The sequence below is a fragment of the Planctobacterium sp. AWH2_060 genome (assembly GCF_056158425.1).
Window position 1 is genome coordinate 3,407,268 of sequence record NZ_JBSWTG010000001.1, and the last position, 20,520, is coordinate 3,427,787.

Annotated in this window: 16 protein-coding genes; 7 read left to right on the forward strand and 9 right to left on the reverse strand. The window is 45.3% G+C overall.

The features are described from left to right. Positions 1-2 precede the first annotated feature (2 nt). A protein-coding gene (locus ACXAD8_RS14540) for an IS3 family transposase (RefSeq protein ID WP_475230033.1) occupies positions 3-1,534 on the reverse strand; the annotation gives its coding sequence in 2 pieces (ribosomal slippage) (positions 3-1,072 and positions 1,072-1,534; 1,533 coding nt in all). Positions 1,535-1,707: 173 nt separating this feature from the next. Here ACXAD8_RS14540 and ACXAD8_RS14545 point away from each other — a divergent pair. Beyond that, on the forward strand, positions 1,708-2,691 hold the full coding sequence (locus ACXAD8_RS14545) for a transposase (RefSeq protein ID WP_475230036.1): 984 nt from the start codon (positions 1,708-1,710) through the stop codon (positions 2,689-2,691). A gap of 258 nt (positions 2,692-2,949) precedes the next feature. Here ACXAD8_RS14545 and ACXAD8_RS14550 read toward each other — a convergent pair whose 3' ends face one another. From ACXAD8_RS14550 to ACXAD8_RS14570, 5 genes are all read right to left on the reverse strand, one after another. Further along, on the reverse strand, positions 2,950-3,735 hold the full coding sequence (locus tag ACXAD8_RS14550; protein ID WP_475230039.1) for a substrate-binding periplasmic protein: 786 nt from the start codon (positions 3,733-3,735) through the stop codon (positions 2,950-2,952). 109 nt (positions 3,736-3,844) lie between these two features. Continuing rightward, positions 3,845-4,726 (reverse strand): hypothetical protein, encoded by an 882-nt coding sequence (locus tag ACXAD8_RS14555; protein WP_475230042.1) that lies wholly within the window; start codon positions 4,724-4,726, stop codon positions 3,845-3,847. Between the two features lie 111 nt (positions 4,727-4,837). After that, entirely contained in the window at positions 4,838-5,539 is a 702-nt protein-coding gene (locus tag ACXAD8_RS14560) for a DNA-3-methyladenine glycosylase I (protein ID WP_475230045.1), read from the reverse strand. Positions 5,540-5,566: 27 nt separating this feature from the next. Further along, positions 5,567-7,603, reverse strand: coding sequence for an oligopeptidase A (gene prlC, locus ACXAD8_RS14565; protein WP_475230047.1), 2,037 nt, complete (start codon positions 7,601-7,603; stop codon positions 5,567-5,569). 77 nt (positions 7,604-7,680) lie between these two features. Then, the gene (locus tag ACXAD8_RS14570) at positions 7,681-8,031 is read right to left on the reverse strand and encodes a response regulator transcription factor (RefSeq protein ID WP_475230050.1); all 351 of its coding nucleotides are present in this window, start codon (positions 8,029-8,031) and stop codon (positions 7,681-7,683) included. Between the two features lie 498 nt (positions 8,032-8,529). Here ACXAD8_RS14570 and gorA point away from each other — a divergent pair, with 498 nt between their 5' ends. Together gorA and ACXAD8_RS14580 are read left to right on the forward strand one after the other, a co-directional pair. Next, positions 8,530-9,879, forward strand: a complete 1,350-nt coding sequence (gene gorA, locus ACXAD8_RS14575) for a glutathione-disulfide reductase (protein WP_475230053.1) — start codon at positions 8,530-8,532, stop codon at positions 9,877-9,879. 70 nt (positions 9,880-9,949) lie between these two features. Then, entirely contained in the window at positions 9,950-10,876 is a 927-nt protein-coding gene (locus tag ACXAD8_RS14580; RefSeq protein ID WP_475230056.1) for a GGDEF domain-containing response regulator, read from the forward strand. An 11-nt stretch (positions 10,877-10,887) separates the two neighbouring features. Here the strand turns inward: ACXAD8_RS14580 and ACXAD8_RS14585 are convergent, their stop codons facing one another. Then, entirely contained in the window at positions 10,888-13,473 is a 2,586-nt protein-coding gene (locus tag ACXAD8_RS14585; protein ID WP_475230059.1) for a hybrid sensor histidine kinase/response regulator, read from the reverse strand. 149 nt (positions 13,474-13,622) lie between these two features. On the opposite strand from ACXAD8_RS14585, the gene ACXAD8_RS14590 reads away from it, so the two are divergent. Next, the gene (locus ACXAD8_RS14590) at positions 13,623-14,438 is read left to right on the forward strand and encodes an EAL domain-containing protein (protein ID WP_475230062.1); all 816 of its coding nucleotides are present in this window, start codon (positions 13,623-13,625) and stop codon (positions 14,436-14,438) included. A 29-nt stretch (positions 14,439-14,467) separates the two neighbouring features. On the opposite strand, the gene ACXAD8_RS14595 is transcribed toward ACXAD8_RS14590, so the two are convergent. Both ACXAD8_RS14595 and ACXAD8_RS14600 read right to left on the reverse strand, forming a co-directional pair. Further along, positions 14,468-15,385: a response regulator gene (locus ACXAD8_RS14595; protein ID WP_475230065.1), complete on the reverse strand. Its 918-nt coding sequence runs from the start codon at positions 15,383-15,385 to the stop codon at positions 14,468-14,470. Positions 15,386-15,591: 206 nt separating this feature from the next. After that, positions 15,592-16,569 carry a response regulator gene (locus ACXAD8_RS14600; RefSeq protein ID WP_475230068.1) on the reverse strand — a complete coding sequence of 326 codons (978 nt, stop codon included), beginning with the start codon at positions 16,567-16,569 and terminating at the stop codon, positions 15,592-15,594. 286 nt (positions 16,570-16,855) lie between these two features. On the opposite strand from ACXAD8_RS14600, the gene ACXAD8_RS14605 reads away from it, so the two are divergent. The 3 genes from ACXAD8_RS14605 (at position 16,856) to ACXAD8_RS14615 (ending at position 20,445) form a co-directional block, all read left to right on the forward strand. After that, positions 16,856-17,629, forward strand: coding sequence for a hypothetical protein (locus ACXAD8_RS14605; RefSeq protein ID WP_475230071.1), 774 nt, complete (start codon positions 16,856-16,858; stop codon positions 17,627-17,629). 128 nt (positions 17,630-17,757) lie between these two features. Further along, entirely contained in the window at positions 17,758-18,408 is a 651-nt protein-coding gene (locus ACXAD8_RS14610) for a hypothetical protein (protein ID WP_475230074.1), read from the forward strand. A gap of 30 nt (positions 18,409-18,438) precedes the next feature. Beyond that, positions 18,439-20,445 (forward strand): flotillin family protein, encoded by a 2,007-nt coding sequence (locus ACXAD8_RS14615; RefSeq protein ID WP_475230077.1) that lies wholly within the window; start codon positions 18,439-18,441, stop codon positions 20,443-20,445. Positions 20,446-20,520 lie beyond the last annotated feature (75 nt).

The following is a 20,520-nucleotide window of genomic DNA, read 5'->3' on the forward strand; positions in this document are numbered from 1 at the left end:
CGTTAAGCTGCTTCTTTTTTGCTCTCCGGATTGAGTTCCACAACATCGATCTGATCCCAGTTGCGGGTGTCGCCAGACCACCGGTTAGGATTTGTGCCCTTTGCTTTTGTATATAGATTTGCACGCTTCGCTAGTATCATTTTATCCTCACCATTGTGTCGTTGTTCCGGCGTGACGAATTTGATCCGACTATGGCGATGCTCAGTGTTGTACCATTGAACAAACTCTTTTACCCAAAGCCTCGCTTCTTCCAGTGTTTTAAAGCCTTCACTTGGCCATCGACGACAGTACTTTACTGTGCGAAACAAGGATTCAGAGTAGGGATTGTCATTACTGACACCCGGGCGACTACGTGAGCCAATGACTCCCATGTCGATCATCTTTGCCTGCATCGTCAGGCTCTTCATCGGGCTGCCGTTGTCAGAGTGCAATATAATATCTTCATTAACACACTTCTCTGACCACAGTGTGCGCTCAAGGAGGCGAGCTGCATACTCACCAGATTCACTGTCATGCACTTCCCACCCAACCACTTTGCGACTGAAGATATCCATAATCATGTAGAGATAGAAAAATCGACCAATTACCGTGGACGGACAATAGGAAATATCCCATGTCCAGACCTCGCAGGGCGCTTTAGCTTTAAACCCGTCTGGCTTTATCATACTCCCTTTAGGTTTCGCCTTGCCTCTGTGTTTCAGCTGATTATTCGCTTTCAGAACCCGGTAAAAGCTGGATTCCGAAGCCAGATAAGTCCCTTCATCAGCCAATATGGGGACTATCTGGCATGGCGATAAACTGGCAAACCGCTCCTGATTACAGGTGTCTAAAATTGCCTCCTGTTCCGCTTCAGTCAATTTATTTGCTGGCAGCGGTCTGCTCGCCTCAGGTCTTTTGTCTGCACTTATACCGCCTGCTTCTTGCCATCGTTGCAGTGTGCGAAGAGATAATCCAATTACCTCACAGGCTTTGATTTTTCTGGCTCCAGCCATAACGGCTTCGTCAACCAATGATACATAATATTGCCTATCCGGGAGTGTGGTTAACTGTCCTCGTCTTCCCCCCAGTAGGCATTTAACTTTTTTCTCAGCACCAACAAAGCCGCTGTTTCAGCTAAAGCCGCATCCTTACGTTTGAGTTCCTTCTCCAACTCCTTAATGCGCTTTTTGTCGCTTTTGCGCTCCTGCGCCTGTTGTTTACGCTGCTGAGCTTCTGTCTGATTACCTGAGATACAGCTCTGTTTCCATTGCTGAATTTGCTCAGGATAAAGACCATGCGCCCTACAATATTGACTTAATTCAACTTCCGACAATGTGGCCGTCTCTAAAACCACCGAGAACTTCTGTTCTGCCGACCAGTCTTTAGGGTCATCACTTTTAGTCAAGTTGTAGTCTGCCTCTAAGTATTTATCTCGCCAACTACACAGGGTAGAAAGGTTGATACCTTCTCTCTGTGAAAATTGGCGCAATGATAAACCGCTTTCAACTAACTTGCTAACAACTGCCTTCTTATGCTTCTCTGGATAGTGTTTCACTCAAACCTGTCATCCGCCCCCTGTCTAACAATTCGAAAAACTGAGGCGACAACTATCCTGACACAGGGGGCAACTATCGAGACAGCCATAAAAACTGTACTTCAGTACAGTTCCCAATCTCAGTGATTTGTGCAAAATGGAAGCTCTTGTTATCAGACTCAGGAGGAGTCCACATGCCAAAAGCCAGGAAGGCACAAATCTGCCTGGAAGATACGCCTTATTATCATTGTGTTTCCCGCTGTGTACGCAGAGCTTATTTGTGCGGTGAAGACGAGCAGACCGGTATCAGCTATGAGCACCGCCGCCAATGGGTTGAAGACCGAATTCACTTTTTGTCGCAAATATTTGCTATCGATGTCTGTGCCTATGCGGTAATGAGCAATCACACACATCTGGTGCTTCATATTCATAAAGATTTATCAGACAGCTGGGATACCGAAGAAGTGATTCACCGCTGGCACCGGATGCATAAAGGCACATTGTTAAGCCATCAATACCTGAATCCTGAACAACGTCAACAGATGGGAGAATCTCAATTATTTACTGTTGAAGAAACCGTTGAAGTTTGGCGGCAACGACTCACCGACATCAGCTGGTTTATGCGCTCACTAAACGAATATATTGCCCGTGAAGCTAACAAAGAAGATGACTGCACAGGTCGCTTCTGGGAAGGCCGCTTTAAGTCTCAAGCCCTGCTGGATGAAGCTGCACTAACCGCCTGCATGGCTTATGTGGATTTGAATCCCGTCAGAGCCGGAGTAGCTAACACACCGGAACAGTCAAACCACACCAGCATTCAATACCGCATCAATGCCGCTAAAGCAGGTAAAAAACCAAAATCCCTGACTCCCTTCGTCGGCAATTTTAACGACGACCTGCAACATAGTTTGCCGTTTCATTTAACCGACTATCTGGAATTAGTGGATATCACCGGCCGAGTGATTCTTGATAACAAAAAGGGATTTATTAAAGGAGCAACACCGGCCATTCTGCAGCGACTCAATCTAAAACCGGAACAATGGCAGGAACTCACAACACAATTTGAGGACTGTTTCCACCATGCCGTAGGGAGCGCGTCCTACCTGGCAGCCTACGGACATCGACACAAACTTAAAAGACTACTGGATAAGAACAACGCGATCAGGCTATTTGGCTAAGTAAAATCACCTTAAGCCTACATGCTTAAAAATTACCGCAAGGTAAGGCCGTCTCACGTCAGGGAGTTAGCATTTGGCTTCAACTTCCAAGAAACACAACAATCAAAGCTCCGCATCCTGCCCCAAAAAAACATCTTCTTGCAGATTTAATTGCATTCAGTCTTTTCACTTACAAGTCAAAGCAATAAAAAGCTCGCTAAATTTGGGCTGGGTGTCATTTAAATTTTTTAAAGTTAGACTGGGTGTCTTTCAAAGTTATTAAAGTGCGGAGCCTTTGCCGGCTTCTTGTTCATAGCGGTACTGTTTTACCACTCCCTCTTCCACCATGCCGGATATGACATTTTGCAAATGTTGGTAGAAATGACTATTGGGGCTTTTTTTAGAGAAGCCAAGATTTACATGCCTGAGCTGAGTGAACGGAAGGCTATAAGAGGCTTGTTTGAACTGGCTGTGATAGCGGGAATTGTCCTGAATTACATTGATGGAGCTTTGAGCGGGTCCGATTAAGGTATCCGCCCTTTCCAGCAGAAGCATGGCAAACCCCATATCCAGCGAAACGGCTTCAATAACGTTTACATTCTTGCGTTTAATAATCGCAGGAAGCTCCGAGTTATAGGCGTATCCGCGTATCAGTATGACCGACTTACCCTTCAGGTCTTCCCGGGTTGCAATATCAGCTTGTTGTTTACGCAAAAATAAGACTTCTGATTTTGCCACATCATAGGGAATGAAATGCATGTATTGCGCACGCTCATCTGAATAATTCAAACTGGTCATTAAGTCTGTCTTGCCGTCCTTCATCATCGCCAGACATCGGGCAAAGGGTATATTCGGACTGAACTTTAATGTAAAACCAGCACGCTCAGAGACAAGTCGCATAAGATCTACGGTCAGGCCATAAGGCTCACCTTCCTCGGGGTAATTGTGCCAGTTGGGATGATCATCCAGGCACCATTCCAACTCAATGTCAGAATGCGCTTTTAAAGGAAGTGCAATCAATACAAGCAGTAATACCCGGCTGAATATTAAAAGGCGTTTTCCCATGACCTTCTGTGTGCGCAGCAAAATGTGCAACTAACTTAGCACATTCAGATCCCAAACCTGAACTTCATTTTTTGGTCTGCAAAAATCCCGAGAAAAGCATTTACCCAAGTCAGGGAAGCAACCATAAAGACTCATTGTCGGGCAGGCTCATTGAATTAACCATAGGATTGCGCAACTCAAAAATGCGCTTCTGGTCAAAGCCACCCGCAGCCAAAAAACCTTGATAGGCTTTACTTGTAGTAAAATGCTCTGCAAACACACCGGACTCAATTAATTGTTGCAGACCCAATTCAATCCGTGTTGCCAGCACATCGTCTTGCGGACAAACAAAAAAGTAAATGGGGGCAGGATAATACAGCAATAAATGCGGCTCCCTACTGAGGGGTTTATTTTCATGCAGTAGCAATTCATCATCTATTTCCGCAACACTGCGAGGAAAGTAGTCGATGCGTTTTTGCTGCAGCAGATCAAACAACGCATGGTAATTGTCTACACCATAAACATTAAAATGGTTGGCTTTCAAAATGCCGGTATCTGGCCAATCTGACCCTTGCCCGGCGGTTAGTGACTGCAATTGGCGTTTGCTATTGATTGCAGCAAACCTGGTTTGATTATCCTGATGGATCATCAGAGCCCGATAGCCATACAAGCCTTTATATAAAGGTATCTTGATAGCCCGCATTGCCGACTCTCTACCCGCAGTTGTCATATGCCATTGAATGTCAAAATCACATGACTTTGCCATGTTTTCAATAGCCCGACTCTGATTCATACGCACCGGGTATTGCGCAAGCACAAAATCGCCATAAGTCGGTTTTGTGACTTCTAACGCTTGTTCTAATAAGGCTAAAAAGTAGTTATTTTTAAACGCATACTTTCCACTGGCGCCAAAGTACTGGTAGGTTTGGGTATCCTGCGCCATTCCAGAGAAACTCAAGATCAGAACGCTCAGAGGCGCAAAAAGCCGTTTATTAATGGAAAACTGGAGCATAGCGAACACACAGGCAATAGAGTCTGGGGCAGTGTAACAAATTTATTATGTTACTCTTTGACGAACTACGAAAATTTGGATTATTTGCTTTCCTAAAAAGCAGAAAAATGATCACTCAATGCCCACGTGATTGTCACCGACACTCATAGACACAATACGACTGATTTCCTGCAGCGAACGCTCGCACTGTTGCTGCCACTCATTAAAGGTCGCCTGAATACAGGTAAGGCTGCGTTTCGAAGTTGCTGAACCACTGATCAAATCATGGCCCTTAAAATAGCCTTCTACATCGCGACTTAATAAAAAAGTGTCTTTGCCCAAAGCACGTAACGCATAAGGACCGGTATTACCGCCAAGACGCGCTCCCTGTTTTTTCAGAAAATCCCACAAGCCAATGATATTATCTTCGGGCCAATCTGCCACAAACTGCGCGAAAGAGCCTTTTTCGTTGTGCACAGCATCTATCATTAAGGCGTTGTCACGAATGGTTTTCACCTTGTTGAAATTGCGGATAATGTCAGGATTACTGGCTTTTTGCTCCAGCATTTCATCCGGCATCAATAACACTTTTGCGATATCAAAACCAAAAAAGCATTGCTCAAACGCAGGCCATTTTTGCTCCACAACCCGCCATACGAACCCCGACTGAAATACTTTTTTGGTAAACTCAGCCAAAAAGCGATCTTCACCCAATGAAGCCAGGTGCTCATTGGGCAAGGGCTTTGAAACCAGCTTTTCCAGTGACAGCTCCCCGCCCTTGCGCTGTGCCGCCCGGGCATAAATATCTTCAAAACGTTCTGCTGTCACTGTCATTCTCGCTGTTGTTGATAAACCAATAAACTAAGCTGCAATGCCAGAATGGCGCAACAAAGCGGCAATATCGGGTTCCCGCCCGCGAAACGCCTTAAATAACTCCATCGGCTCTTTACTACCGCCCATTTCAAGGATGTTAGTCATGAATAACTTACCGGTTTCAGCATTAAAGATCCCTTCTTCCTCAAAACGAGAGAAAGCGTCTGAAGAAAGCACTTCCGCCCATTTGTAGCTGTAATATCCGGCAGCGTAGCCACCAGCAAATATGTGACTAAAACTATTCTGGAAACGATTAAATTGCGGCGGTTTTACTACCGCAACCTTGTCTCGCACAGAATTCAAATATTGCTGCACATTTAAGCCCGGTTGATACTCTTCATGCAAGCCAAAATCAAACAGTGAAAACTCCAGCTGACGCACCATTTGCATCGCAGACTGGAAGTTTCTTGCCGCCAACATTTTATCCAGCATTTCCTGAGGTAAAGGTTCACCAGTTTCATAGTGACCAGAGATAAACGCCAACGCCTCGGGTTCCCAGCACCAGTTTTCTAAAAACTGACTGGGCAATTCCACTGCGTCCCAGGCAACACCGCGTATTCCCGACACGCCGGACTCATTCACTTTGGTGAGCATATGGTGAATACCATGCCCAAACTCATGGAACAGCGTAATCACTTCATCATGAGTAAACAGTGCCGGCTTATCTCCCACCGGACCATTAAAATTACAAACCAGGTAAGCCACCGGATATTGCAATGTACCATCGACTTTTATCCAGCGAGAGCGGCATTCATCCATCCAGGCACCACCGCGTTTTTTCGCTCTGGCGTATAGGTCCAGATAGAAGCGGCCTCTCAGCTCGCCTTGCTGATCTGTGATTTCAAAAAAGCGCACATCTTTATGCCAGGTTTCAACATCAGTTCTTTCAGTGACAGTGATGCCATACAAGCGCCTGACCACTTCAAATAAACCGGAAACCACTTTGCGCTCAGGGAAATAGGGTCTGAGCATTTCATCCGAAATGGCGTATTTCTGCTGCTTCAGTTTTTCTGCGTAAAAGCCGATATCCCAAGCCTGCAAATCAGTGGCGCCATAATTCTCAGCCGAAAAATCGCGAATTTCCTGTAACTCCGCTTCGGCCTGAGGTTTAGACTTGTCAGCCAGGTCCGTTAAAAAGCCCTTTACCTGGTCAGCCGACTCGGCCATTTTGGTGGCCAGTGAGTACGCCGCGTAATTGTCAAAATCCAACAATTTGGCCAACTCCTGACGCAGAGCTAGGGTTTCTTCAATAATGCCAGTATTGTCAAACTCTCCGCCATTAGGCCCGGTTTCCGAGGCCCTTGTAGCAAACGCCCGATACATTTCTTCGCGTAACTGGCGATTCTCACAATAGGTCATTACCGGTAAGTAGCTGGGAAAGTCCAAAGTAAATAACCAACCGGTAAGCTCTTTTTCCTTAGCGGCTTGCGCAGCGGCATCCAGCGCCGATTGTGGCAGCCCGGCCAATTCATTCTGATCAGTAATGTGTTTAGTAAAAGCCAGGGTGGCATCCATAACATGGTTGCTAAAATTGGAAGAGAGATCTGACAAGCGGGCTTGAATCTCAGCGTAACGCTGTTTATGCCCGTCCTCAAGGGCGACGCCCGAGAGTTTGAAATCCAACAATGCGTCGTTGATCACCTTTTGTTGTGCTCCGGTGAGAGCCTCAAAATGGCTTGATTCAGCAATCTGTTTGTAGGCTTCATACAAACCTTTGTGCTGCCCCAACCAGGTATAATATTCCGATAATAAAGGCAAACAACTATCGTGAGCTTCTCTCAGCGCATCATTGCTGACAACACTGTTCATGTGAGATACCGGCGACCAGTATTTGCTGAGTTGATCGCTCACCTCATCAATGGGCAACACCAGATTGTCCCAACGATATTCAGTTTGCTTCATGCAATCCTCAATCACGCTCTTACATTGCGCAATGGCTTGCTTGACGTTTTCCTGGATAGTTTCTGGTTTAAATTTCGAGAATAAGGGCAGACCCAATTCAGACTCGTATTGCGTAAATGACATAGTGAACCCGGCTTTAAAAATTATTAGCAAAGAAGTTGGGGGTGTTCAGATAATTATCAAGGTAACAGAATTAATTGTTAAGAGGCTTTTACGAACTCCAACAGCTCATCCTGAAAATCAGGCTTGCGTAAAAAGCGCACACCAATGCGTTCTACCCGGTGCTGAACTTCAGGCTCTTCTTGCGAGGTCAGCATACAAATACGCGCATTGGGGCTGTTAGTTTTTGCCGCAATAGCGACAATTTCACCATTCGCGCCCGGCATATTGTAATCAATGGTGAAAATATCATAGTCATGTTCATTGAGCAGCGACAAGGCTTCATCACCATCTCCGGCTTCGTCAAATGTAGCCGCCTCAAACGCCTGTTCAATTGTGCGAATGATCATCTTTCGGGTCAATGCACTGTCATCAATCACCAGCACCCGCATAGTTTCACTCCTGTAGGGCTATCGTCATAACCCTGGTTGGAATTAATTCCTTCTATATACTTTATAGTAGTCCCCCTTAGAAAATTCACCAAAATTAACTGTAATTCATTAGCTCAAATTGTTTCAATCTGATACTGATCCTATTAAATCCAGAACAATGTCAGTATTGCTCAAGTATCAACGGGTAACGCGTTTATTCTTAACACTGAATTGAGTTCAGACGCGTGTTGCTCTTTGCATGAATTCTAAGAGCAAGAGGAATTTGCTTTGGTTTATCTCTATGCAATACAGGACTAAAGACGTCGCGAAGCATCAGCCAACCAATCCAGGTAAATAATTCTGGATAATCGGTTTAAAAAAAGCAGTTCACAGGAAATAGAATGCAATATTTCCATTTCTAATGGAATAACTCGAATCATTCAATCGCTAAAGCTGGTTTGCAATTCTATACTGTGAACCCATAACCTATATCACAAGTAAATTATCCGGAAGATAAACATGGCAGATTTTGATTATATATGTATCGGTGGTGGTAGCGGAGGCATTGCCTCAGCAAACCGTGCGGCAATGCACGGCCAAAAAGTAGCTTTAATAGAAGGTCGCCATATCGGTGGCACCTGTGTCAACGTCGGCTGTGTGCCCAAAAAAGCTATGTGGTATGGTGCTCAGGTAGCGGAGGCCATTCACCGTTACGCCCCTGATTATGGATTTGATTTAACCATCAATAAATTTGACTGGCAAACCCTGGTAAAAAACCGTCAGGCTTACATTGAGCGCATCCACGGCTCCTACGACAGAGTATTGGGCAATAACAAAATCACCGTTATTAACGGCTACGCCAAACTGGTGGACAAGAACACTGTGGAAGTTGACGGCAAACACTACAGCGCAAAGCACATTCTGATCGCGACGGGTGGTCGTCCGTGGCGTCCTGAAATCCCCGGAGCGGAATTGGGTATCGACTCTGATGGATTCTTTGAACTTAACGAGATGCCAAAAAGCGCTGCGGTAATTGGCGCAGGCTACATTGCTGTTGAGTTGGCTGGTGTGTTACATGCACTCGGGGCTGAAACCCACCTTGCGGTCAGAAAACACGCGCCGCTGCGCAACTTTGACAGTATGTTAAGTCAGACCCTGATGGAACTAATGGCTGAGGACGGTCCAACACTGCATACTCATTCCATTCCGGAAAGTGTGGTGAAGCAAGACAACGGTCTGTTAAAACTGACCTTCACTGACGGCAAAAGTTTGGAAGTTGAACAAGTTATCTGGGCTGTAGGTCGGGTACCTGCCACCGATAATCTGGGCCTGGAAAATGCCGGTGTTGAGGTAAATAAACAGGGGCATATCATCGTAGACGAGTACCAAAATACCACGGCTGACAACATCTATGCTGTGGGCGATAACATCGGTAAGGTGGATTTGACGCCAGTGGCAGTAAAAGCTGGACGCACCCTGTCTGAGCGTTTGTTCAATGGTCAGACTAACGCCAAAATGGACTATGACACCATTCCCACCGTGGTATTCAGTCATCCGCCCATTGGCACTATTGGTTTGTCAGAAGAAGAAGCCAAGGCCAAATATGGCGAAGACAATATCAAAGTATATAACAGCAGCTTTGCCGCCATGTACACCGCCGTAACCCGCAACCGTCAGCAAACCAAAATGAAGCTGGTATGCGCTGGTCCCGAAGAAAAAGTGGTGGGCTTGCACGGTATTGGCTACGCCATGGATGAAATCCTGCAGGGCTTTGGGGTTGCGATCAAAATGGGCGCAACGAAAGCAGACTTTGATGCCTGTGTGGCAATTCACCCCACGTCTGGCGAAGAATACGTTACTATGCGTTAAACAATTAAATGTGCTACAAAAGGCGTGATACTTTTTATCACGCCTTTTTTATTTATCCAAAGGAACGAATTTGAGCACCCACACTCCTGACAGCAAAGCGAAAGTCCTGATCATAGATGATGATCGTTATTTTCTGGATATGGCCAGTAACGCCCTGTCTGAAATGTGTGATGTCATCACTGAGTCCAACGCCCAAAAAGGGCTAAAAAGAGCACTGGCAGAACCCACTCCTGATCTCATCATATTGGATGTGATTATTCCCGGTTTATCCGGTTATCAGATATGCCGGGAACTCAAGCAAAATATGAAAACCTTTAGTATCCCGCTGGTGTTTGTTTCGGCACTGGAGCAGATTTCAGAAATCACCAGATGTTTTGAACTGGGTGCCGTGGATTTTATCAATAAACCCGTGCAAATGCCGTTGCTAATGGCCAAAATCAAAAATCACCTGATGATGAAGCTGCAACGGGATATGCTGGAAGAGCTGGCCACCAAAGACGCTTTAACCGGACTGGATAACAAACGCAGTTACAATGAGATTTTAGCTACCGAATGGAAACGTGCACAACGAGACAAACACCCTATCAGCCTGGTGATATGTGATATCGACTTTTTCAAAAAATACAATGATCACTATGGTCATGGTCAGGGCGATACCTGCCTGAAGCAGGTGGCCAGCAGTCTTTATAATACCGCCAGTCGACCCGGTGATTTAGTGGCACGGGTGGGCGGTGAAGAGTTTGCGGTTATTTTGCCTAATACTGATGCTGAAGGGGCCTGGCGAGTGGCTAACAATTTACTGGTGAATTTGCGTAAAAAGCAGATCCCTCATGCCAAATCGCCCATTCACAAACACCTGACAATAAGCGTTGGCGTAGCCACCCTCATTCCGGAAAAAGAAGACTCCCCGCAACGCTTATTTGAACTAGCAGACGCTGCACTCTACCAGGCGAAAGAAACAGGCCGCAATCGGGTAATTGCCCACGAGAACGACTAATATTAATCAGCCTACTTATTTAGTTGCGCCAATATCGCCTTTAACAATTCGTCTTTCACCAGGGGTTTAGCAATATGCCCCTGCATACCGGCTTGTAAGCAGCGCTTTTTATCAGATTCCATAGCATTGGCAGTGGTGGCCAATATAGGAATGTCATCCCATTCACGCACTTTTCGAATTTCAGTAGCAGCTTCAACGCCATCCATGATGGGCATCTGCATATCCATCAAAATGATATGAGGCCGAAATCCCTTGTGTAGAAGATCCAGGCATTCCTGGCCATTCTCTGCAAACTTACTGACAGCCCCGGCACTTTTAAGCATGGCTCCTGCCACCTGTTGATTTATGGGATTATCTTCCACCACCAACACTAAACGCCTGGCCAGTGGGTGCTCCGACTCCCCGTTATCAGACTCGGGGGACTGAGACTCACCTTCCATTGCTGGGGTTTTGGTAGTCAATACTGCATCGTACAGGGACGATGGCGTAAAGGGTTTTAACAGCACTTCATCACAGATGACCAGGCTATTATCGCCGTAATCTTTGCGGTTGTGAGAAACGATAATCAGGTAAACAATATCAACCTGAGACTGTTGCCAGTCTGCCAATGCCTGTCTATCTATGCTGTCCAATATAGCTTCATCAATTAATAAAACTCTTTGCGCTCCTTCTGACAATTGTGACTTACTCAGCTCTTCAAGACTCCTGACACAACTGGAAGGCCAGCCTAATATGGAACACTGTCGCTGAATTATGGCTTGCGCATTGACATTTTTGGTCAGCACCATAGCCTGACAAATATCGATGCCTTCAAACAACCGCTGATCTTCCAGTGACTCATCGGCTTTTTTGAGTCGGACATTAAATTGAAAGGTACTGCCCACACCTTGCTCACTGGAAACGCCTATGCTGCCATGCATCAACTCTACCAACTGCCGCGCGATACTGAGCCCCAGACCTGTGCCACCAAACTTACTGCTGGTGTCGTCCGAAGCCTGAGTAAAGGCGCTAAATACCTTTGCGGCCTGTTCATCTGTCATGCCGATACCCGTATCCTGAACTTCAAACCCCAACTGGATATCGCTTTCCTCTTCAGACAATACAGTTACACGGACATTTATTTCCCCTTTACTGGTGAACTTGATGGCATTACTCACCAGGTTACTGATAATTTGGTTCAATCTGACAGCATCGCCAATCACCGTTTTTGGGCAGGCGGGATCAATATCAATCCACAAATCGATAGGTTTGCCGTATGCCGCACGCCCCATCATTTGACCGGTTTGCTTCAGTAAATTGTCCAGGCGGAAGGGAGCTGCAACAATTTCCAGCTTTCCGGCTTCGATTTTAGAAAAATCCAAGATGTCATCAATAATGCGGCTAAGCAGAGAAAAGCTGGTAATAGCTTGCTCCAGATTGTCATAGATTTTTTTGTAGTTGCGCTCCCCTTGCGTAATCTGCAACAAACCGTATACCCCGTTCATTGGAGTGCGTATTTCGTGAGACATCCTGGCCAAAAACTCCGCTTTGGCTTTTTCTGCTTCAATTGCCTGCCAGGTGGCTTTCTCTGCATTAGTTTTTTCTTCGTTGAGCTGTCTAATCAGGCGAAATAAAAAACCAGAGGTTGCGATAGTAATCAATCCACCCAGTACTAGCCCAATCAATATCAGATAAGCTGTTTGCTGCTGGTAGGCAGCCATTGCGGCGGGCTTTTTCATGATCAACCAGAATTCAGGGTCATCCAGTGCAACTGAAATACTCTCAGGAGAGGACAGCACTATTTTATTCATGACATATTCATTGGCGAGTGAGGCCGGTAAACCTTGCGAAGATTTAAAGTCCTGTAATTCCGGGAACAGATTGCGGATCTGGTTTTCGGGCCTGTCCAGCAGCCAGCCCCAGGCTGAGTTATCAGGAGCACTGAGAAAAAAGCCTTTATCATTTAGCAGCCAGTGGGCGTTTTTAGCTTGCAAACTAAGTAGTCTGGAAAAGGTGCTTGTAAGATCAAAATTGAACACCACCACCCCCAATAACTGATTTTCGCTGTAGTATTTTGCCGCACTGCGAATAGTGGGTCTCAACGGCATTTCTACAACGTTATTTTCTTTATTGAGGTCCAGCTTTGAAACATAGATGCCTTCAGCTAATGCCAGGGCCTCCAGAAAATAATTACGGCCACCTTTATTTTGCAATTCGTCGGTAGCGCGCCAGACAATACCCTGTTCAGCGCGCTCTGCCCGATATACCTCATTGCCATCGGCAGCAATAAAACGAGCCTGATGTAAAGTGGGATAAACAGTGAATAAAGCCTGCCAGTGGGACTGCAGAGACTGTAGTGCTTCGTTTTCCTTTGTTGCCGCAATAATTAAATCGCTTGCGGATGCCGAAGCCGCCAGGTTGACAGCATTATTGGTTATAGTTTGAAGTTCAGATGCAATTTGTTGTGCGAGAGCATCAAATTCCTGTTGTGTGACATCATTAGTGAATCGCCGGGTCTCCTGCCAGACAAATACAGCAACGGCAAGCATTAAGGTGATTATTACTACTGTCAGGGAAACCAGTAATAACCTGGTTTTGTACAACCTCATCAACGCCATACTGTTTTACCTCTGGGTTCGGCAAGCAAGGAGGATCCTAGCTTATTGCATTCCACTTCAAGACTCCATCTAATACTAAAGTATTAGGCATATGCAACTTAAGTCTAATTTAGTTTTGTCTGGTTTGTCGGCTATGCTACGGAAAATTCTTGTCAGCCAATACAAGGCCTGAAGAAGATTATCAGAGGCCCAACGTCATGCACCTTTACGGTATCCCGGCAGTTAACATTCAAAATGACTTATCGAGTCATCGAACCTCTCTGGAAGTGGCTTTTCAGCCCATTTTGGAAACCGATAGCTTAAACTTAGCAGGATTTGAGGCATTGCTGCGTGTTGTGTCAGAAGATACTATGGTGTCCACCAGTCAATATCTCAACAATGCTGCGCATTCCAGTGACATTGAGCGCCTGGATCGCTGGGTAATTGAGGAAAGTGTTATAACTTTTTCGGAGTGGAACGAAAAATATCACCAGCCCCTGTTTCTCAATATTAATATTTCTGAAACTACCCTGGCCAGAGCGGATTTTCCCGGATTTTTGCAATATGTGCTGCTACAACACTTTATTTATTCCGAAAACATCAGCTTTGAAATCGATGCTCACTATCTTGCTAATCCAGATTGTGTAGCAAACATCGCGGTATTGGCTGAACTCGGCGTAAAGTTCACCTTGAATCTGGACAACCCAGACGACAATATCATCGCTGATAAAGCTTACGGTATAACAAGCTGTAAAATCTCTGCCTCCTTGCTAACTCAGGAAGCTGAAAATCAGGAGTTTAGCCAGGTGCTTGAAACAGGTTCACAAAAAGGTCTTCAGTGGATTGCCACCAACGTAGAAACATCGGCTGCAGTGCGCCAGTGTCTGGCTTCAGGGATCCCTTATTTTCAGGGCTATTTTAGCTCGAAACCCTTGCCTAAATCAGACTTTGAGTGTTGGTTTCTGACACAGAATATGCCCGCCTGACAAAAACCAGAGCGGGTTGTCACACTTTTTTATTTCAGGGTGATCACCAGTCCCTGTTTTTCCACATTTTCTTGTCGCGACTGCAGCCAGGCTTTATCAGCCGCCAGCTTTAATCCTTCGGTACTGGAAAAATCAGAGACATTACCAGCGGCAATACCCACGCTGGTAACCAGACCAGTTTCCTGCAACTGTCCGACGTCGGATGCACCATGAGTGATACCTTGCATTAACTCTGAAACGACTTTATGTAACTGTTCCGGAGCCCTATCTAAAGTGGAAACCGCAAAGGTATAACCAAAATAACGGGCGATTTCACAATGTATTCCTTCAAAAGCAAAAACCAGCTTCTTAGCAAACACCCGCAGTAAATCTTCGCGATTATTTATATTTCGATACTTAGGTAAAAATTCGACATTGTCCAGACTGATAAAGCACAATGAGATAGGTTGATTTAAGATCCGGGCCGTCATCCACAGATTTTTAAAGTGGCTGTTAAAACCTCGGGTATTTTGCAGTTGCGTAATGGGATCTGTGACTGAACGCTCCGCCAGCTCTCGTCGGGTAACGAAGTCTCTAAGATGAGCTTTAACTTTCTCTTTCAAAATTCGAATATTCAGTGGCTTGAACACCAGATCAACGCCACCCACTTCATAGGACTTTACCACTTCGTTATCATCGCGAAGCCCGGTAACAAATAAAATAGGGATGCCTTTTGTACATTCGTTTTGAGAAAGCTGTTCTGCCACCATGTGACCGTCTTTACCCGGCAAATTGATGTCCAGAATAATCAATTCAGGTGGCACATTTTGAGTGGCCAAGACAATACCCTCAGCCCCGGCCAAGGCAACAAACATATTGTAATCATCGCCTAATGATTCACAAATCAGGTCAGTAACAGCGGCATCATCATCAATAACCAAAATATTGTATTTTTCACTGGTAGCCATAATACGATCTCGTTTCAATCCCTAACTATTTTAGCTGGTATATTCAATTGAAAATTTCCTTTGTTAGCTAGAGCGCGTTGATACTTTGGGTACAAACTACCTTCAGTAAGGCTCAACAACCTCTTTATAAAATTAGTTGCTGCATTATCATTTGTCAGCCCAAAGGATTAAAAAACTACCACCTTCGACTTCGTATTTATAAGCACTTACCATACCGCCTGATAAAGAGGCTCAAACAAGATGCCATCTCTGCGCTTTACGCGGCTTCTCATACCGCGCACAACGCCCTGTTCAGCCATATCTTGTAACATCTTATTCATAGTCAAAACCAACTCAATTCCTCTGGTTTTAGAGGCATAATTGGTCAAAGCACACACCTTCAGATCAACTTCCTGAGAGAAGTACTTTAAGCGCAGTGCATCATGATTATAAACCTGCTGATACAGCATAAAGGCCATGTGTCTGGCAGCTTCTTCCGCCGACTCGGGAAACAAACAATAAAACCGGTTTCGGGTGGCCCGGGTGACAATATGATTGCGACTTATCGAGAGTCTTTCTAATAAGCGGTTAAGCCGCGTAACCCAGATATCGTATTGGCTGTAGCCCAGCTGATTAATGATTTCTTCGACATTTTCGATTTCAATACACAACAAGGAAAGTGGAAGTTCCCGACGACTGGATATCTGCAGCTGGTTTTCCAGCAAGCAATCAAACCAGGACAGGTTTTTCAGCATAGAGTGGGTGTTGAAGCAGGTAATGCGCCTTAATTCTTGCAAGTGTTGCTTTAAGATCAGTTGCAACTGCACCCGGTATTGCACTACTTGACGTTCAAAGGGTTTGCACAAATAATCGGTGCAACCGACGTCCCAGCACTGCCTTTCCAACCCGAGATCATTGCCACCACTCAAAAACATCACAGGCGTTTCTGCCGTAGTTTCGTGTTTTTTAATATTTCGACAGGCAGAAATACCATCTACCCGAGGCATTTCAATATCCATCACCACAAGATCGGGTTTCTCACTCTGACAACGTTCAAATGCTTCATCGCCGTCGCTGGCAGTTAACACACAAGCAAGCGGGCTCAACACATCAGCCACCAACATGGACTCAAGTGGTTGGTCATCAACAACTAAAATTTTAGCTGTCGATTTTATGTGGTTCGATAACCTGTCAGATGTAAGCATTGTTTCAGCCTTTTATCACTTATCCTAAGCCTACACGCCACACAACAGATTAAATATTATACTTTGGTCCTATCAGTGGACCTGTTCCCACATATGCTGCAGATTTTTTCAGTACAGCTTATGAGAACTTGAGTTGCCCGAAAATCCTGCCACTATTGAAAGCAAGCAAAGACATAGAGGATGCATAACTGTGCACAGGATTTCAGCAAAGGGGCGATTAATTGCGCTACTTTTAATTTTTTGTAGCCGATATTGCATTGCTGAACCCCTTATCTGGGTCAGTGAAATGAACAATTCAGACTCAGTAAATACATCAGGCGTAAATCTGGAAAATCGATTATTTGATTTATTAAGCCAACGCGCGGAAATCACTTTTGTCTATCAACAGGCAAATAGCAAACGGGCGGAGTCAATTCTGCTTTCTACGCCCAATGCCTGTACTGGCAACAAGTTAAAAACTCAGCAGCGTCTACAAACCTTCCCCATGACAACCCTGCCGCAAACGTTGTTTTTAGGTCAGCGTTTGTACTTGTCCAACGATCTTCATTTAACAACCATCAAACAGGCTTTTAATGCCAGAAGTCAGGTACAACTTAGCGAATTACTACAGGGTAAAAATGAATTGATGTTTGGTATCCAGGATGGCAGAAGTTATGGCGATAAGGTTGATAGCATTATTCAAAAAGCCGAAGCCAGTCGCAGAATTTACCGGCGCAATGATGCCGGAACAGCACAAGGGATGGTGGACATGCTACTGGCCGGAAGGGTAGATTTCATTATCGAATACCCCAATGTATTGCGCCATTATCAACAAACCAGCGCTAACAAGAATGTGCCCCTGCACTCTTTCCCGCTAGCAGAGTTGGATAGCTATCACGCCGGCTATATCATGTGTTCTCCGGGGAATCAGGGACAGCAGCTAATTGCGCAATTAAATAAAGCCATCGCGCAATCCAGCCAGGAAAAACAATACCTGCAATTCCACCTGGACTGGTACGCTGCCGATTACCACCAAGAGCTAACCGAGGTCTATAACAAAGTTTATGGCACCGGGTTTTGATTGTGCTAAAGGAACTTCTTTTAGCCTCAGATTAATAAAACACTTGAAATTTAGTCATTAAATAGACAGGATAATTTAGCCCTTGCTTGTGGCTTCAGACACTCATGCACACTAAAGGATAAATTGCGATGGAAATGCTCTCTGATTATCTGTTCAGCCTGCCAATGGTTGTCTTTACAGTTCCAGCCTTGCTTCTGATTATGATTTGGCTATTTACCCTGCTGGGAATGCTAGATTTAGAAGTGTTTGACTTGGGTAGCGATGTAGAGGTTGATACAGACTCAGGTAGCAGCACTGGTGGAAACTGGCTGTCCTCAATCGGTCTTGACGGTGTGCCGCTAACAGTTGCCATCACATTCCTTGACATATATGGTCTGGCAGCTTCCTATCTGGCAAAGAAGTATTTAATGCCGCTCCTTGACGGTATTCTCACAGCAACAGCAGCAGGTGCTTCTCTTGCTTTACTTTCACTGGTTATTGCCATCCCCATAGCAGCAATTTGCATTAAACCTCTGCGCCGCTTCTTTATCACCCATGAGGGTGCCAAAAAAAATGAAATGATTGGAACAATTTGCATTGTGAAAACGCAAACAGTTAGTGAATCCTTTGGTCAGGCTGTTGCAGCAAATGGCATGATCTTCAGTATCAGAACCCGAAGTGACCAGGCCATAGTTCAAGGTGACAAAGTGGCCTTGCTGGAGTACGACGCGCTTTCGGATATCTATTGGGTAGTAGGCGAACAAGAATTACTAGCCATGTCCTCACAACCTCAACTTTAAATGATTAAAACACTCTAAAGGAGTAGAACAATGAATGTAGGAAACGACCTGATTTTCTGGCTTTCCCTGGCTGTCGGGATCTTTGTCTTTGGCCTGGTGGTTTTGCTGATGTTGGCAAGACTTTATCAAAAAGTGGAACAGGGTAAGGCAATGATTGTGAACACAATGCGAGCCGAACCCAAAGTCACCTTCACCGGGGCAGTTGTGGTTCCGGTATTCCATAAAATGGAAATCATGGACATATCGTTAAAAACTATTGAGGTAGACCGCAATGGTAGTGATGGTTTGATATGTAAAGATAATATTCGTGCCGATATTAAAGTGGGCTTTTTTGTACGCGTGAATAAAAATCAGGATGATGTATTGAAAGTCGCGCAGGCAATTGGCTGCGAAAGAGCATCAAACCTGGCAACCCTGGAAGCTTTATTCAGCGCCAAATTTTCCGAAGCGCTGAAAACCGTAGGTAAATCTCTGGATTTTGAAGAGCTGTACGCCAAACGCGATAAATTCAGAGATTTGATAATCGACAATATTGGTACAGACCTTAACGGCTATGTGCTTGAAGACGTCGCTATCGACTACCTGGAACAAACACCACTAGAAAAGCTGGATCCCAATAACATTCTTGACTCTCAGGGTATTCGTAAAATTACTGAGCTAACCGCCCATCAGCATATTGCAACTAACGTTTTTCGTCGGGATGAAGAGTTAAAAATAAAAGGCAAAGACGTAGAAACCAAAGAAGCCATTCTCGAACTGGAACGCCAACAAGCGGAAGCCGAAGCAAAGCAACAGCGTGAAATCGAAAGTGTCAAAGCCCAGGAAGAAGCGGAAACCCAAAAAATAAAATATGAGGAGCACATGAAAGCTGAGCAAGCCCGAGTGCATGCAGAGCAAGAAATTCAGGTGCAGGAGCAAAACAAGCAACGGGAAGTTGAGGTTGCTTCCAATGCTCGTCTTAAAGCCGTGGCCGTAGAAGAAGAAAATGTAACTAACGCCAGAGAGCTGGCCAGAATAGAACGCGAAAAAGAGGCCTCATTGCAGCAAATTGCCGCGGAAAAACTGGTAGAGCACGAGAAACGAGAAATCGCAGAAGTCATCAGCGCTCGTATTGAAGTAGATAAGAACGTGGCTGAGCGAGAAGAAGAGATCAAAGAATTAAGAGAAGTCTCTGAAGCAGAACGCAAGAAAAAAGCTCAGGTAATCCTGGCTGAAGCACAAGCCCAGGAATCATTAGTCAAAGATATCAAGGCAGCTGAGGCCGCCGAGCAAGCCGCATCTCACCTGGCAAAACAAAAGGCAATCTCAGCTCAGGCAGACCTGGAAGTGGCAGAACTACAATCACAAGCGAAGATTAAAGAAGCCACTGGACTGGAAGCTATGGCAGCATCTGAAGGATTAGCCGAAGCCAAGGTAATGGAAGCCAAAGCCGCCGCGATGGAGTCTCAGGGCATGGCCGAAGTTAAAGTGCAGGAAGCAAAAGCCGATGTTCTGGAGAAAACCGGAATGGCGGAAGCAGAGATTGTGGCCAAAAAAGCAATTGCCGAAGCAGAGGGCATGACTCAGAAGTTTGCTGCAATGGCGTCTATGTCTGACGAGCAACGCGCCCATGAAGAATATCGTATGCGAGTGGACAACCAGCACTTACAAGCAATGAAACGCATAGATATTGACGTGGAAATTGCCAAGCAACAGGCGGCGGTATTAAGTGAAGCGCTGAAGAAAGCCAATATCGACATCGTCGGTGGTGATTCCGGTTATCTGGACAGTTTTATTAAATCAATTTCCGTAGGCAAAGGCATAGATGGCGCCATCAACAAAAGCCATACATTATCGACAGCGCTGGAAGATCACTACAATGGTGACGCCAGCTTTGTAGAAGACGCCAAGGAACTGCTTGCTGGCCTGGGTTCAGCCACTGGACCGGTTAAAAATGGTGCCATGGCAGCGCTTGCTACCCGTCTGTTAAACAGTGGAATGACAGCATCTCAACTTTCTGAAGCGATTAACAGCGCAGTAAATAAAAACGAACAATAGTGAGCAATATCAGGCATTGCCCATACAAGGCAATGCCTTTTATTAACCGCTAAAACTCTTTCGTTTTTATTCTGC